This is a genomic window from Sphingobacterium spiritivorum (assembly GCF_016724845.1).
In the GTDB taxonomy this organism is placed as follows: Bacteria; Bacteroidota; Bacteroidia; order Sphingobacteriales; family Sphingobacteriaceae; genus Sphingobacterium; species Sphingobacterium spiritivorum_A.
In genome coordinates this window covers 1,360,494-1,376,304 of sequence record NZ_CP068082.1, presented here as the reverse complement: position 1 = coordinate 1,376,304, position 15,811 = coordinate 1,360,494, and the positions used below count along the sequence as shown (strand labels likewise).

Here is a 15,811-nt window from a genome sequence, read left to right as displayed (position 1 = left end):
CAACGGATGTAACCCGTTGCCGAATGATGGATAAACGGAACTTCTAATCGTGTGGACACACGATTAGAAGTTTTTAGAATAAACAGCCTTTCTATTAGACTGTTTAACTAAGCCCGGATGAGTCTCTTGTAACCAGTAGAGGCGGAAGAACAATTTTTTCGATGGTATTTTTAGCCAGTTTTTTATTGGTGATTTTTAAAAACAGGTTTGCACATTCTTTTCCCATCTTAACTGCCTGCTGATCTATCGTCGAAAGACTCGGAGTTATAAATTCTGAAAAGGTCTGATTGGCGAATCCAATGACACCTACTTCAGGAGGGGTAATATGAAGCTGGGACAATTCTTTGATAATCCCCAAGGCCGTAAAATCATCACCACCAATAATGGCATCAGGTCTTTGCTTTAATTGCATCATCTTGCGTGTGCCTTCCATACCCCCTTTGATAGACATCTTATCGAGAATCGTCAGTTCTTCCTGATAAGGATAATTATGCTCTTTCAATGCTCTTTTATAACCTTCAAACCTGGCCTTGAAAATCTGAATTGTAGAATCTGTAGAAATGTATCCGATCTTTTTATACCCCTTTTCAATAAGATGAGTTGTGGCCATATAGCCGGCCTTTTCGTCGTCAATAGAGACGGAGGGAAGATCTAAGGTATCATGTACCCTGTCAAACAAAATAACAGGCATACCTTCCTTATGAGCTTTATCCAGATGCGTGAAATCATAGGTCTCCAGAGAGGGGGAAATAATGATTCCGTCGACCTGTGCTTCCAGCAATGTACTTATGCCGCTTAATTCAGATTTATAAGATTCATTAGTCTGATATAACAGAACGTTGTAGCCTTCCTGCTGAAGCGTTTGTTCCAGGCTATTGATCACTGCCGAAAAAAACTGAATTTGTGCACTTGGAATAACTACTCCTATAATATTGGTCTTACCCGAACTTAAGGAAGAAGCCAGTTTATTGGGACGGTAATTAATCTTCTTTGCAAATTTCCAAACGGTTTCTTTGGTTTCTTTACTTATTAAGGTGCTGTTGTTCAGGGCTCTTGATACGGTAGATGTCGTAATGTTGAGCGCCTTGGCTATATCGTAGATAGTAGGTTTTTTTTCCACTTTGATTAAACTCTTTTTGTAAATATAAAAAAATATAAATACTTTTATGCAAGCGGTTGCATTAGCCAATTATAAATTATATGTTATTATTAGGAATTGATTTAGGAACCTCCTCTATAAAAGTGTCGGTAGTATCTGCTGATACGCAGGAAATCATAGTGTCGGTCAGCTATCCGGAAGAGGAAGCTGAAATTCTTTCGCCTCAGGCAGGTTGGGCTGAACAGTCCCCTGAAGTGTGGTGGGATTATACAATTAAAGCTGTTCTCAAAGCTCATGAAAGTAAAAAATATGATCCACGTGAAATCAGAGCGATAGGATTATCGTATCAGATGCATGGACTGATCGTGGTAGACAAGCAGGATAAGGTCTTACGAAATGCTATTATATGGTGTGACAGCCGGAGTGTAGCCATCGGGGAGCGTGCCTGGGAGGATATGGGCAAAGCACAAACGCTTAGACAGCATCTCAATTCACCCGGAAATTTTACGGCATCCAAATTAGCCTGGATCAAGCATAATGAACCTGAGATTTATGATCAGATTGCAAAGATTTTGCTACCGGGAGATTTTCTCACCATGAAGTTTACAGGAGAGATCAATACAACAGTAAGTGCTCTATCGGAAGGAATATTCTGGAATTTCGAAAAAAATGATGTTTCTGCAGCAATCCTGGATTATTTCGGATTTGACCGGTCACTTATTCCGGATATAAATCCGGTTTTCAGTCACCATGGTACTGTAAAACCTGAAATTGCAGCATTATTAAACTTGTCAGCTGATACTGTTGTTTCCTACAAGGCCGGAGATCAGCCCAACAATGCGCTTTCACTCAATGTATTGAATGCCGGGGAGGTAGCTGCGACAGCCGGCACTTCAGGTGTTATTTATGGGGTTAGTGATGAACTGACATTTGACCCCCAATCGAGAGTAAATACATTTGCTCACGTCAATTATCTGCCGGATGATATCAGGACGGGTATTCTGCTGTGTATAAATGGTACAGGTATACAGAATAGCTGGATCAGAAAAATGATGGGAACAGACCTTTCTTATAACGAAGTAAATGTGCTGGGAAAACAAGCACCGGCAGGAAGTAAAGGATTAAAAATATTTCCTTTCGGGAATGGTGCCGAACGAATGTTGAATAATAAGCTTATCCACAGCCACATCCAGCAGATCGATTTTAATAAACACGGTAAAGCCGAGATTGTACGTGCAAGTCAGGAGGGGATAGCTTTTGCATTCCGCTACGGACTGGATATTTTACGTGAAAATGGTTTACATCCTTCTGTTATCCGGGCCGGACACACCAATCTCTTTCTTAGTCCCTTATTCTGTGATTCATTTGTGAATGTCACGGATACTCCTGTAGAACTGTTTAATAATGACGGAAGTGTGGGGGCTGCATTAGGTGCCGGAATCGGAGTGGGCTACTATAAAGAGTCGAAGGAAGCTTTTCAGCATATGAAGAAAATCAGCACGATAGAACCGACTCAGGCTGCGTTATATGAAGAATTGTATCAGGAGTGGAAAATGCTGCTAAGCAAACTGGATGTTTAAAACGTTAACGGGACTCATTGACTGTTGCTGTTATCCTAAGTTAAAATAAAAAATAATCACATTAAAATAGAAATAATAATGAACTACATCAAAGGACAAAAAGAATTTTTCGCAGGTATCGGACAGATACAATATGAGGGTTTGGATAGTGACAATCCGTTTGCGTTTCGTTGGTATGATGCTAATCGTATCGTACGCGGAAAGAGTATGGCAGAACACCTGAAGTTTGCCTGTGCATACTGGCACTCATTTAATGGAAACGGAGCTGATCCATTTGGCGGAGCTACACACATCTTTCCGTGGGATCAGAAAGCGGACGCTGTAGACCGGGCAAAGGATAAAATGGACGCAGCATTTGAATTTATGAGCAAAATGCAGCTACCTTACTACTGTTTTCATGACGTTGATCTGGTGGATTATACTAATGATGTCGCTGAAAATGAAAGAAGATTACAGGCTGTTACAGCTTATGCGCTGGATAAGCAACAGGAAAGCGGAATCAAACTTTTATGGGGTACAGCCAACTTGTTCAGTCACGAACGTTATATGAATGGGGCTGCAACAAATCCTGACTTCCATGTGCTGTCACATGGTGCAGCACAGGTAAAGGCAGCTCTGGATGCAACGATTGCTTTGGGCGGTCAGAATTATGTATTCTGGGGCGGACGTGAAGGCTATATGTCTCTGTTAAATACAAATATGAAGCGAGAACAGGAGCATCTGGCCAAATTTTTACATCTGGCCAAAGATTATGCCCGGAAGAATGGTTTCTCAGGTACTTTCTTTATCGAACCCAAACCCTGCGAGCCGACTAAACATCAGTATGATTACGATGCTGCAACTGTAATAAGCTTCTTACGTCAGTATGATCTTATGGATGATTTTAAACTTAATCTTGAAGTCAATCATGCTACCCTGGCTGGTCATACCTTTCAGCATGAGTTGCAGGTAGCTGCTGATGCCAGACTTTTAGGATCTATAGATGCTAACAGAGGGGATGAACAAAACGGATGGGATACGGATCAGTTTCCGTACAATATCAATGAACTGACAGAATCTATGCTGATTATTCTTGAAGCAGGCGGATTTCAGGGTGGAGGTATCAATTTTGATGCGAAAATCCGCAGAAATTCTACAGATAGAGAAGATTTGTTTTTTGCTCATATAGGCGGGATGGATCTGTTTGCAAGAGCATTGCTGATTGCAGATAAGATTTTAGAAAAATCTTCTTACCTTCAACTTCGAAAAGAGCGATATCAATCATTTGATACAGGTAAAGGTGCTGAATTTGAAAAAGGAAATTTATCTTTGGAGGATTTACGCGATTTCGCTGCAGCAAATGGAGAACCGGAAGTGAAATCAGGTAAGCAGGAGTTTCTGGAAAACCTGATTAACAGATATATCTGATATTCCGCTTTTTAAATCTAAACCATTATAAATTTATGAGCAATATATTATCAACAAAGGATTACATTGTATTCTTTATTTATTTTATCATCGTTGCATCGTACGGTCTTTGGGTTTTTTATAGAAAAAGAGCAAAAACCGTGGGTGGAGAATCCAAAGATTATTTCCTGGCGGAAGGTTCATTAACGTGGTGGGCAATAGGCGCATCGCTGATCGCTTCCAATATCTCTGCCGAGCAATTTATCGGTATGAGCGGATCCGGATTTAAGATGGGGCTGGCCATTGCGACTTATGAATGGATGGCTGCAATTACATTGATTGTGGTTGCTGTTTTCTTTATTCCGGTATATCTCAAAAATAAGATCTTTACGATGCCGCAGTTTCTGAATCAGCGCTACAACAGTACAGTAGCCATGATTATGGCTGTTTTCTGGCTTTTACTGTATGTTGTCGTAAATCTCACCTCTATCCTCTATCTGGGAGCACTGGCTGTGAGTAGTATTTCAGGATTGAGCATTACCTTTTGTATGTATGCCATAGCTGTTTTTGCGATTATTATCACACTGGGGGGGATGAAAGTAATCGGATATACAGACGTAATACAAGTCTTTTTTCTGATTCTGGGTGGTCTTGCCACGACTTATCTGGCCTTAAATCTGGTTTCAGAGCATTATGGTAACGGTCAGGGAATATTACACGGTTATCATATGATGACAGCAAAGGCTTCTGAACATTTTCATATGGTGCTGAAACCTGACAATGAGAGTTATCTTGATCTTCCGGGTTTATCGGTACTGATAGGCGGGATGTGGATTGTGAATCTTAACTATTGGGGATGTAATCAGTATATCACGCAGCGGGCTTTAGGAGCCGATCTTAAAACAGCCCGTAGCGGTATTCTGTTTGCTGCTTTCCTGAAGTTGCTGATGCCGGTCATTGTCGTACTGCCTGGAATTGCAGCCTATGTCATGTGGAAAGACGGATTGTTCCAGAATGAAATGATGCAGGGTGGAGAAGTGAATCCTGACAGAGCATATCCCGTATTGCTGAATTTGCTGCCTTCCGGCCTGAAAGGACTGTCTTTTGCAGCATTGACTGCTGCTGTAGTAGCTTCATTAGCCGGTAAAGTAAATAGTATTGCCACTATCTTCTCTTTGGATGTATACAAAAAGATATTTGATAAAAATGCTTCTGAGAAAAAGCTGATCAGTGTAGGGAAAATTACAATCATTGTCTCTATGATTTTGGCTGTAATTATTGCTCCGCATTTAGGAATAGATAAAAAAGGTGGTTTTCAATATATTCAGGAGTATACGGGCTTTGTATCGCCGGGTATATTTGCGATGTTTATTCTTGGTTTTTTCTGGAAAAAGACCACATCCAATGCTGCTCTTTTTGCCACAATAGGAGGCTTCTTCTTTTCCGTCTTTTTTAAATTTCTTCCAAATTTTGCTGACCTGTCATTCTTAAGCGCATCTAATTTTGCGATATTGAACAAAGCATCCGGTGTGTATGAAATACCGTTTATAGATCGTATGGGTTTTGTTTTTGTGATCTGTATTATCGGAATGTATATTATCAGTAAAATTGAAAATGCAAGAGGAATTGTTCCCAAAGGGCTGGAGATCGACACAAAGATGTTCAAAGTTCATACAGGTTTCCTTGTTGGCGCACTCATTGTAATTATGGTTACAGCAGCATTGTATACCATCTACTGGTAAACATCTGAACAAAATAAAATAGAAAAGGGAACACGTTGATGTTCCCTTTTTATTAGTCCATTGGTGTATAATAAAAATGAAATGAAAAATCACAGTTATAAAAGGGTTTTATGCTCATTAACACTGTTTTTTGTTGGATTTGTAACATGTTTGCAGGCACAAAACAGTCTGAAGCTGGAATATGATAAACCTGCCGGAAACTGGAATGAAGCCTTGCCCATTGGCAACGGACGATTGGGAGCAATGGTTTTCGGCCAGCCTGATCTGGAACAGATTCAGCTTAATGAAGAAACGATCTGGGCTGGCGGACCGGGAAATAATGTGTCTAAAAATGCTTATGATAAGATTCAGCAGATCAGAAGACTGCTCTTCGAAGGAAAAGCTAAGGAAGCGCAAGACCTTTCCAATGCAACCTTTCCACGACCGGCTCCGACGGGTATTGACTACGGTATGCCATATCAGACATTTGGTGACCTGCGGATAAGTTTTCCCGATCATAAACAGTATAGTTCGTACAGCAGAGAACTGGATATTCAGGATGCAATTACACGCACACGCTACAAAGCAGGAGCCGTTAACTATACCCGAGAGGTGTTTGCATCTTTGAAAGATGATGTTGTCATCATAAAACTTAGTGCCGATACAAAGAAAAGCCTATCCTTTTCCATAGGATTAACAAGTCCGCATGATAACACCCATATTACCGTAGAAAATAAGCAATTGACCTTAAGCGGTATCAGTGGTTCTCATGAAGGTAAGACCGGCCAGATTCAATTTACAGGTATAGTTCGTCCTATCCTTAAAGGCGGAAAGCTGATACAGAAAGATAATCAGCTGGAAGTGACCCATGCAGATGAAGTCATCCTGTACATTTCCATTGGAACTAATTTTAAAAATTATAACGATATCACGGGTAATGCAACTGCAAAGGCACTGAATATATTGAATAAAGCCTCCGGCAATAAATATGGAAAGGCTAAAGCAGATCATATTCAGAAATATCAGCAGTATTTTAACAGAGTCAGTCTGTATCTGGGAGAAAGTCCGCAATCCAAAAAAATGACAGATATCCGCATCCGGGAATTTGGCGGAGCGGATGATCCGGAGTTGGTGACCTTATATTTTCAATTCGGACGTTATCTGCTGATCAGTAGTTCTCAACCCGGAGGCCAGCCCGCAACTTTACAAGGCATATGGAATGACAAACTTTCTCCGCCATGGGACAGCAAGTATACTGTCAATATTAATACAGAAATGAACTACTGGCCTGCGGAAGTCACGAATCTCAAAGAATTACATGAGCCACTGTTCGCTATGCTCAAAGATCTGGCTGTAACAGGACAGGAAAGCGCAAAGGAACTGTATCATGCCCGTGGATGGAATATCCATCATAATACAGATCTGTGGCGTATATCGGGTGTAGTTGATGGTGGTTTCTACGGCATGTGGCCTATGGGAGGAGCCTGGTTAAGTCAACACCTCTGGCAGCATTTTCTTTATTCTGGAGACCGCTCTTTCCTAAAGGAGTATTATCATGTACTGAAAGGGAAAGCCTTATTCTACCTCGATGTTTTGCAGGAAGAACCTACACATCAATGGCTTGTAGTCGCTCCTTCCATGTCTCCGGAGAATTCTTATCTGCCCGGAGTAGGTGTCAGCGCAGGTACTACTATGGATAATCAACTTGTATTTGACGTTTTTCACAATTTTATTCAGGCTTCTGCCGTTTTGAAACAGGATGCGGATCTGCGTGATTCTGTACAGGTGGCGTTAGACCGGCTTCCTCCTATGCAGATCGGTCAGCACAATCAGTTACAGGAGTGGCTGCAGGATCTGGATAAGCCTGCAGACAAACACAGACATATCTCTCATTTGTACGGATTGTTTCCTTCCGGGCAGATATCTCCTTTCCGGAACCCGGAATTGCTGGAAGCAGCCAAAAATTCGATGATCTACAGAGGGGATAAATCTACGGGATGGTCTATGGGCTGGAAAGTCAACTGGTGGGCGAGATTACTGGATGGCGATCAGGCATATAAGCTCATAAAAGACCAACTCAGCCCTGCTCCAATGGAGGAAAGCGGACAATCCGGTGGGACCTATCCGAACCTGCTGGATGCACATCCGCCTTTTCAGATTGATGGTAACTTCGGCTGTACTTCGGGTATTGCTGAGATGCTGCTGCAGTCTTATGACGGTAATATTTACCTTCTTCCGGCTTTACCCCGCGCGCTTGCAAACGGTAAGGTGACAGGATTGAAAGCCAGAGGAGGATTTGAAGTAGATATGGAATGGAAGGATAATAAAGTTAAAAAGGTAGTTATCCGCTCAGCTTTAGGAGGCAACTGCCGCCTGAGATTGAATATTAATACGCATCTCTCAGGAAATGCTGAACTGAATCCTTCAAAAGGTGAAAACAGCAACCCTTTCTATCTGGTCAATGCAATCAAAGCGCCTTTGAAATCTGAGAAAGCAACTCTTAAGGGATTGGAGGTACCTTCTACTACGCTTTTGGATTTTGATACCAAAGCCAATGGAATATATACGTTTGTAGCGCAATAACCGTAAGATTTAAAAAAAATACTTCAGTATAATAACCCCTGATCCGGCAAATTCTGCCCGATCAGGGGTTTCTGTTTATTATCACCGTATGTTGTCAGGGAGTTGAAGAAGACCAGTTAAGGTGATGTGTTATTGCCTAAAGCGGATAAGCTGTTTCGCTTTTAGTTTCTGAAAGCACAAAGTAGGTTTGGACGGTGCTGACATGCGGTAGTACTGAAAGTTTATGCCTTAAAAACTGATGATAAGCATCCATGTCCCGTGTGGCTATCCGGAGCATAAAGTCATAGGAACCTGCCATCTGATAACATTCCATTACTTCCGGAAATTTAGCTACTTCCCGCTCAAACTCATTGAGTACATCTGCAGTATGTGCCTTCAGAAAAACCTGTGAAAAAGAAATTAAGCCCATTCCAATCCTATGTCTGTCGAGAATAGCTACCGTTCGCTTTATGTAGCCCTGTGCTTTTAATTTTTTGACACGTTCGTGTATTGCCGGAATAGATTTGTGAAGCTGAAAAGCTAATTCCTTATTACTCAGTGTGCTGTCCTTCTGAAGGATGCGGAGGAGCTTTAGGTCGGTATCATCAAGAGCTGACATCTTTTCTTTTTATTGATTTGATACCAATATATGTATTGTTTCTGAATAAAAAACTATTTTATTTAAATATTCCTTAAATTTTATTGTTTTTGATGCTATCTATTGAATAATATATTGTTTAAAGTCAATTTTGCTTTTGTTTTAGAAGCCGCTACTGCCTATAAGAATTATGATTTTCCGATCCTCAATAAATCAAGAGGCCGGTCTGTATAGTAAAGTTAGATAATATAAAGCAAATGAAGTTAAAATCAATAAGTGAATGTCTTTCACCAGAACTGGATAGCAGATTTACACACTTATGGCACCTGGTAGGTAACACTCCTATGTTGGAGCTGCATTATACCTACAAAGGTAAGCAGGATAAGATTTATGTAAAATGTGAAAACTACAACCTGACAGGTAGTATTAAAGATCGTATGGCTTTGTATATTCTTTATAAGGCCTATATGAATTGTCAGATTCGTCCGGATGATGTGATTGTAGAAGCAACAAGCGGCAATACAGGTATTGCATTTTCAGCCATTGGTAAAGCTCTTGGGCATCAGGTCAAAATCATTATGCCCAATTGGCTGAGCAAGGAACGTATTGATATTATAAAAAGCATGGGCGCGGATATTCAGCTTGTGAGTAAGGAGGAGGGAGGTTTTCTCGGCAGTATACGTATCAGTGAGGAACTGGCTGCGGGGGGAGGGGTATTTCTTCCCAGACAATTCGAAAATCAGTTTAATGCGGAAGCGCATGAACTGACTACAGGAAGAGAAATAGCTTTACAACTTTCATCTCTGGGTCTGGTCGCAGATGCTTTTGTTGCGGGTGTAGGTACCGGCGGTACGGTGATGGGTGTAGGAAATTATCTGCGTGTGCAGAATCCTAATGTGCGCATACATCCGTTAGAACCGGCAGAAAGCCCTACTTTATCTACAGGCCATAAAGTTGGTTCGCATCGTATTCAGGGAATTTCAGATGAGTTTATTCCGGCTATAGTCAAGCTTGATAGTTTGGACAACGTTATTAATGCCTGTGATGGAGATGCTATCATCATGGCTCAGAAGCTGGCCAGAGAACTGGGACTTGCAGTTGGAATATCTTCCGGAGCAAATGTAATAGGAGCGATCAAGCTGAAGGAAGAAATGGGACAGGATGCTACTGTAGCTACGCTGTTGTGCGATGACAATAAAAAATACCTGAGTACGGATCTGGTACGTGATGAACCTGTTAAAGAAGGTTATATATCTACTGATCTTAGTTTTACAGGATTTCATCCTGTATGCCGTTTAGAAAAACCTCTGTTTGGTAACACGCTAAAAGAATACAATAATATGTAATGTTTATTAAGGGATTCAACTCAGGATGATGTATTCATCCTGAGCGAATCTGATGATTAAACCACCTGATAATAATCAACCTAAACCTATAACCTAATTTCATTGCAAATGAAAAATATTTTTAAATGGACCATCTGGATTATGTTACTGATACCGGTGGTCTCTCTGGCGCAAGAACTGGATTCTGTATCACTGGAAGGTCTGGAGTTTGTTGAGATGGAGCCAACAAGCGATTCTTCTTCTGTTACTGGTTCCGATACAACGAAACATGAAGATGCTTTACCAGTGTCGCAGGTTCCAAAAGCTGCAGACTCTTTGTGGAGTATATTTATTGCCGGACTGATCGGAGGTTTTACAGCATTTCTGATGCCCTGTATTTTTCCGATGGTTCCACTCACCGTTAGTTTCTTTACCAAAAAGGCGGGAAGCAGAGCGAAAGCAATTGGACAGGCATTACTATATGGACTATTTATCATTATCATCTATGTAGCATTAGGGATGATAGTGTCTATTGTGTTTGGTTCGGATGCACTCAATGCACTTTCCACAAACGGAATATTTAATTTCTTCTTTTTCCTTTTGCTGGTTGTGTTTTCAGCATCTTTCCTGGGTGCATTTGAAATAACATTACCAAGTTCGTTTGTCAATAAAATTGATGCTAAATCTGATAAAGGTGGATTAGTGGGCTTGTTCTTTATGGCATTCAGTCTGGCTGTAGTTTCCTTTTCCTGTACCGGACCTATAATCGGGACATTATTGGTGGATGCAGCATCTAAAGGAGACCGTGTCGGTCCGGCTATAGGTATGTTAGGTTTTTCTGTAGCTCTGGCTATTCCGTTTGCACTCTTTGCTATGTTTCCTTCCCTGTTAAAATCAATGCCAAAGTCCGGTGGATGGCTCAATAGTGTAAAGGTTGTGCTGGGATTTTTGGAACTGGCTTTCGCGCTGAAATTTTTATCCAATGTGGATCTGGCTTATCACTGGAACTGGCTTGACAGGGAAGTATTCCTGTCCTTGTGGATTGTGATCTTCGGACTCATGGGATTATACCTGATCGGAAAGATTAAATTTTCACATGACAGTGATCTCCGGTTTCTTTCCGTTCCCAGAACGCTGATTGCCGTTATCGTCTTTTCTTTTGTGATGTATATGGTTCCCGGATTATGGGGCGCTCCTCTGAAGTCGATCTCCGCATTTCTGCCGCCTTCTGCCACCCAGGATTTTGATCTGACAACAGGCATATCTTCAGGTTCCCTATCGGCACATGACGGCAAAGTCAAGAAATATGCAGAGATCTTTCATGAAAGAGGTACACCAAAAGGTTTTGATCCTTACTATGACTACGCACAGGCATTAGAAACTGCAAAAGAGATCTATAAACCTGTATTGATTGATTTTACAGGTTGGAACTGTGTTAATTGCAGGAAGATGGAAGCAAATGTATGGACGGATCCGCGTGTCGCAAAGTTGCTGAAAGAGGAATTTGTAATGGCAGAACTTTTCGTGGATGATAAAACAGAACTGGCCGCAGATGAACAATATGTATCTAAGTTTAGCGGTAAATCCATCAAAACGATTGGGAATAAGAACAGCGATTTTCAGGCATCCACATTTAATAGTAATTCACAACCGTTATATGTTATCGTTGATCCGAATGGAAAGGTTTTGATTCCTCCAACCGGAGCAGACTATAATATAGATAACTATATCAAATTTCTGCAGGCAGGATTGAATCAGTTTAAGAAGTAGTCAAAAAACAGTGTACTCAATCTATTTCAGCTTGAGTACACTCATTAAAAAAATAAGCAAATCTTCCTATTAATTTCTTACGGGTGCTGTACCAAGAGATAAGTCGATATCAGGTGAAATCATCATTGAAGGTAATCCTGATTGTCTGATATATGCAGCCAGTTCGTAAGGAGAAGAAATAGTATTTGGTAAATAAATATCTAATTGTTCAAATATTTGTTTTGTCAAATGCGCACTATTGTAACTATCGATTGAAAATTGAGGGGGTATTCCGTTATTATATAATGTATTGAGAACGCCGTTTAATATAAGTTTCGGTAATGTAAATTTTACTTTTAAAACATACAGCATTTCGCTGTTGTCAAAATATACGGAAGGAACAGACTGATATGTATAAATGGGTATATTGGCAGGATAAAAACCAACTGTTCTGCTTTTACCATTACTCTCAAAGCCAAAAAAACATGTCCCGTTCATTCTGTTAGCTCCGTCACTCAGCAAGATGTATACTGTAAAGTTTGTAGAACTATATTGATTAAATACACTCAGTTCGCTCTCCAGACTGGAAATGGAATTGACACCGAATACATTAAGAATTAATACTGGGTCAGATTCATATGGATCGTAAACTCCTCTCTGTACCACAGGGTATGAATTATTCTGTTTACAGAACAGTTTTTCATGATATAATTTAATGGTTTCTTTATTTTTAAGGTTCAATAAATAAGAGTTTCCCGGACATTTAAAATTTGCTACATACCAATAGGATGTTTGCCAAACACTGACACAGCCCTGATCATCCAAACCATAGGTTATTTTACGCTCTGTATTTCTACATGATACGTTTATTTCTTCAGGAGGATAAGTGGCCTTTTCAGTCTTAAGAGGCAGAGCTTCTTTTTCGGAGATATTACTGTCTTTTTTACATGATACCGTTACAAGGATTAATGCAAAAGATAATGCATAATAGATGGCATACAAAACAAAATTCTTTTTCATAATATTTAAGTTTTAATAAATTGATTTTATGAAATAACATTTTGTAGAGCATATTGTTTTTGTTAAATGAATATTTTAAGAAAATTTGTTTCTATTAATGACTTAAAATAAAAACATCCTTATAGTTTAAGAAAACTATAAGGATGTTGTACAACCATCTTATTTTATAATTTATGGTAATAAGAATCATCTAATTTATAAGATCTATTTCATTACCCTAAGATCCAATTCTAATCAATGGTTATAACGGACCGTCATCTCCATTTCCTTGTCTCATTGGAATAATCCCCTCTTCTTTATTAACAGTAACACCTGCAGGGGGGACTCCAAGTTCTTATTGATTGTGCTAAATTATGAGCAAAATTCCCACCTGTAGAAATAATAGGTAACGGTAGGCCGATTTTACTAAACGCTTCTTTGAAAAGATGATATCCTTTAAAGAAACCATAACTATAGGAGTGACTTATCAAAGGAGTCTGTCTGTTAGTTAGATAATTTAAAAATGGTCCCAAAAAGGTTGCTGTTTTTGATATGCTATATGTATATGCTAATCCGCTTGTGTTTGTAAATACTCCGGGATAGTTTGTGTATCTCATGACGGAGTTTGTATTAGGATAAAAGGCAACAGATCTGCTATAACCTGAGCTCTGAATACCTAAAGATATTGCTCCCTCATATAGCCCATATTCTAATACATACAAAGTAATTGTTGAGCCGCCCATTTCTGATGCTCCTGCAACCTCATCAATCATACTATTTGTTGTAGTTCCATATTTCAGTAATGGAATCATATAACTTGGAGTTCCTGCATCAGGGTTTACTTGTACTGGGGTTATAGCTTATTCTAATAAAATTTCTTCATCACCGGATTGATAAGGAGCATAAATAAGCAGGAATGTAAGCATTTCATCAGTGGATGTCATGTTGCCTGTAGAGTATACATATTTTGGTGGCGAATTAGGATTTTGTGGATTGTTGGCTGTGTTATCAAACGTACCAACGATATTAATTGTAGAGCCAGCAGGTACTTTAACTAATTTTTTCATTCTATACATTTCCTGCCATTCAAAATTCCATTTAGGAATATGTATAAGTGGTATGGTATCATTCTGTAAAGTAACTGCAAAAGCTTTAAAATCTTTTCCTAAATAATGCATGTGTGGCCATACATATAACAAGGATTGATCTTCAGGTGTTCTGATTTTTAATGAAAAAGTAGACTCCTGATCAGGCGGGATTACAAAGCGAGGATATATATCTTTTTCACCAATTCCTCCTGAACCCAGACTTATAATACGAACAGGTCTTTTTGCCGGAGTTTTCTTAAAATATAGATTAACACCTATGGTAGATTGCTCATCAGCAGCAGTAGCAGAATAGTGAACTGTAAATATTACAACTCCTCTTTTTGGGAGTGTCCAGCCAAAATCCTTAGGATAGTATTCAACAGAGGCACCAGGTATCCATCCTGTATAAAATACAGGTCTGTTTTGAAAGGGCTCATATTGCATAAGTTTTTTCATATCCGTTTCTTCTGCATTATCAATATAGGGATCTCCCTGATACAGATCTACAGACATATCTGGAACTGAACTGAACATATAGTTGACGTGATGAACTACTTTTTTATTATCGCTGTAAAATTCTACACCTTCAATATTTTTGTCTTCCAGTAATTCAAATGGAACTTTAAAAAGGACAAATCTTTCTTTGTTATTACCTTTGACAATAAAAGGTTTGTTGATTTTTAGTGTCAGGTCAGGTTTTCTATCAATGGGAGAAGTTGTTTTTGATAGCGTATTTTGTTGTTTTTTACTTCCTTGTGGGGCTCCTTTGTCAATCCATTTGATTATTTTCTCTTTTTCTTCTCCGGATAACTGTCTGTTATTCGCGAAATCCTGATAATGTGAATCCGGCATCCATGGTGGCATGTAGTTCGATTGAATAACTTCTTTGATCATGCGGGTTCTCTTTTTTACATCCTGATAAGTTTCAAGAGAGAACGGGGCTTCACTATCGGTAGATTTGTGGCAGGAAGCACATTTAGTTATTAAAATTTGTCTGACATCCTGATAAGTCTGAGCGCTTATATTTTGTACAGAGAGTAAAGCTAACAGGAAAAGGCTTAAAAAGTAGAGGAATTTTAATTTCATTGTTCGATATAGCATCCAATAGGTTTTATATAGTCAGATTGAATATTTTTATTGTTCAATAAGCTTTCTATAGCATTTTCAAGATAGTTGATAGTAGGCTGTTGTTTAGTTTTTCCAAGTTTGACTGCCCAATCATCTATAGCCCCGTGGTACATGATTTTTCCTGATTTGTCAAGGAGAAAGACCTCCGGAGTAACTGTTGCCTTTAGGTGTGAAGTGAGGTTGAACTTTTCATCTTTAATCAACATGTAGTTGATATTGTATTTGTCCTTAAAGTTTTTGTATTCTTCAGGACCGTGTTCTTTTCCAGGAAATACACCGACAAAATTAATTTTGTCGGTGTATTTGTTATAAAGATTGGATATTGTTAATGTATATTTTTGGCTTAGAGGGCAATCGCTTGAATAGAATATAAAGACATGTGGTTTATTATTGAGATTCAGAAAGTCATAATCTTTATTTTGTAATGTCTTCACAGCATTTATTGACGAATATTCCAAACTTAATTGTGCTCCAGTCAAATTTTTTCCGAAAAGAAGAAAGATTACTATTATAATGTATCTCACCTTATTTATCTTAATATATTACTATTCTTTAATTTTATCTAGCCAATTTACA

The 15,811-nt window shown here is 39.2% G+C and carries 12 protein-coding genes; 6 read left to right on the top strand and 6 right to left on the bottom strand.

Going from position 1 to position 15,811, the window contains the following annotated elements:
• Positions 1-103 precede the first annotated feature (103 nt).
• Positions 104-1,120, bottom strand: coding sequence for a LacI family DNA-binding transcriptional regulator (locus I6J03_RS05705; protein ID WP_039990197.1), 1,017 nt, complete (start codon positions 1,118-1,120; stop codon positions 104-106).
• An 80-nt stretch (positions 1,121-1,200) separates the two neighbouring features.
• Here I6J03_RS05705 and I6J03_RS05700 point away from each other — a divergent pair, with 80 nt between their 5' ends.
• From I6J03_RS05700 to I6J03_RS05685, 4 genes are all read left to right on the top strand, one after another.
• On the top strand, positions 1,201-2,679 hold the full coding sequence (locus tag I6J03_RS05700; RefSeq protein ID WP_003008155.1) for a xylulokinase: 1,479 nt from the start codon (positions 1,201-1,203) through the stop codon (positions 2,677-2,679).
• Positions 2,680-2,757: 78 nt separating this feature from the next.
• Positions 2,758-4,086, top strand: a complete 1,329-nt coding sequence (gene xylA, locus I6J03_RS05695) for a xylose isomerase (RefSeq protein ID WP_201694216.1) — start codon at positions 2,758-2,760, stop codon at positions 4,084-4,086.
• Positions 4,087-4,121: 35 nt separating this feature from the next.
• Positions 4,122-5,807 carry a sodium/sugar symporter gene (locus I6J03_RS05690; RefSeq protein WP_003008149.1) on the top strand — a complete coding sequence of 562 codons (1,686 nt, stop codon included), beginning with the start codon at positions 4,122-4,124 and terminating at the stop codon, positions 5,805-5,807.
• Between the two features lie 81 nt (positions 5,808-5,888).
• Positions 5,889-8,369, top strand: a complete 2,481-nt coding sequence (locus I6J03_RS05685; protein WP_003008147.1) for a glycoside hydrolase family 95 protein — start codon at positions 5,889-5,891, stop codon at positions 8,367-8,369.
• 136 nt (positions 8,370-8,505) lie between these two features.
• On the opposite strand, the gene I6J03_RS05680 is transcribed toward I6J03_RS05685, so the two are convergent.
• Positions 8,506-8,967: an Lrp/AsnC family transcriptional regulator gene (locus I6J03_RS05680; protein WP_003008146.1), complete on the bottom strand. Its 462-nt coding sequence runs from the start codon at positions 8,965-8,967 to the stop codon at positions 8,506-8,508.
• Positions 8,968-9,203: 236 nt separating this feature from the next.
• On the opposite strand from I6J03_RS05680, the gene I6J03_RS05675 reads away from it, so the two are divergent.
• Positions 9,204-10,292, top strand: a complete 1,089-nt coding sequence (locus I6J03_RS05675; RefSeq protein WP_003008144.1) for a PLP-dependent cysteine synthase family protein — start codon at positions 9,204-9,206, stop codon at positions 10,290-10,292.
• Positions 10,293-10,400: 108 nt separating this feature from the next.
• Positions 10,401-12,041 carry a protein-disulfide reductase DsbD family protein gene (locus tag I6J03_RS05670; RefSeq protein ID WP_003008143.1) on the top strand — a complete coding sequence of 547 codons (1,641 nt, stop codon included), beginning with the start codon at positions 10,401-10,403 and terminating at the stop codon, positions 12,039-12,041.
• 69 nt (positions 12,042-12,110) lie between these two features.
• Here I6J03_RS05670 and I6J03_RS05665 read toward each other — a convergent pair whose 3' ends face one another.
• From I6J03_RS05665 to I6J03_RS05650, 4 genes are all read right to left on the bottom strand, one after another.
• The gene (locus I6J03_RS05665; RefSeq protein ID WP_003008141.1) at positions 12,111-13,040 is read right to left on the bottom strand and encodes a hypothetical protein; all 930 of its coding nucleotides are present in this window, start codon (positions 13,038-13,040) and stop codon (positions 12,111-12,113) included.
• Positions 13,041-13,339: 299 nt separating this feature from the next.
• Positions 13,340-13,831, bottom strand: coding sequence for a hypothetical protein (locus tag I6J03_RS05660; protein WP_157600494.1), 492 nt, complete (start codon positions 13,829-13,831; stop codon positions 13,340-13,342).
• A gap of 48 nt (positions 13,832-13,879) precedes the next feature.
• Positions 13,880-15,193 (bottom strand): hypothetical protein, encoded by a 1,314-nt coding sequence (locus I6J03_RS05655; protein ID WP_003008140.1) that lies wholly within the window; start codon positions 15,191-15,193, stop codon positions 13,880-13,882.
• The gene (locus tag I6J03_RS05650; RefSeq protein WP_232279736.1) at positions 15,190-15,669 is read right to left on the bottom strand and encodes a redoxin domain-containing protein; all 480 of its coding nucleotides are present in this window, start codon (positions 15,667-15,669) and stop codon (positions 15,190-15,192) included. Before I6J03_RS05650 ends, I6J03_RS05655 begins: the two co-directional genes overlap by 4 nt.
• Between the last annotated feature and the right edge of the window lie 142 nt (positions 15,670-15,811).

Excerpts from the sequence above, each read along its gene's own strand:
- I6J03_RS05700 (WP_003008155.1), top strand. The coding sequence starts at position 1,201 with ATGTTATTATTAGGAATTGATTTAGGAACCTCCTCTATAAAAGTGTCG.
- xylA (WP_201694216.1), top strand. The coding sequence starts at position 2,758 with ATGAACTACATCAAAGGACAAAAAGAATTTTTCGCAGGTATCGGACAG.
- I6J03_RS05690 (WP_003008149.1), top strand. The coding sequence starts at position 4,122 with ATGAGCAATATATTATCAACAAAGGATTACATTGTATTCTTTATTTAT.
- I6J03_RS05685 (WP_003008147.1), top strand. The coding sequence starts at position 5,889 with ATGAAAAATCACAGTTATAAAAGGGTTTTATGCTCATTAACACTGTTT.
- I6J03_RS05680 (WP_003008146.1), bottom strand. The coding sequence starts at position 8,967 with ATGTCAGCTCTTGATGATACCGACCTAAAGCTCCTCCGCATCCTTCAG.
- I6J03_RS05675 (WP_003008144.1), top strand. The coding sequence starts at position 9,204 with ATGAAGTTAAAATCAATAAGTGAATGTCTTTCACCAGAACTGGATAGC.
- I6J03_RS05670 (WP_003008143.1), top strand. The coding sequence starts at position 10,401 with ATGAAAAATATTTTTAAATGGACCATCTGGATTATGTTACTGATACCG.
- I6J03_RS05665 (WP_003008141.1), bottom strand. The coding sequence starts at position 13,040 with ATGAAAAAGAATTTTGTTTTGTATGCCATCTATTATGCATTATCTTTT.
- I6J03_RS05660 (WP_157600494.1), bottom strand. The coding sequence starts at position 13,831 with ATGATTCCATTACTGAAATATGGAACTACAACAAATAGTATGATTGAT.
- I6J03_RS05655 (WP_003008140.1), bottom strand. The coding sequence starts at position 15,193 with ATGAAATTAAAATTCCTCTACTTTTTAAGCCTTTTCCTGTTAGCTTTA.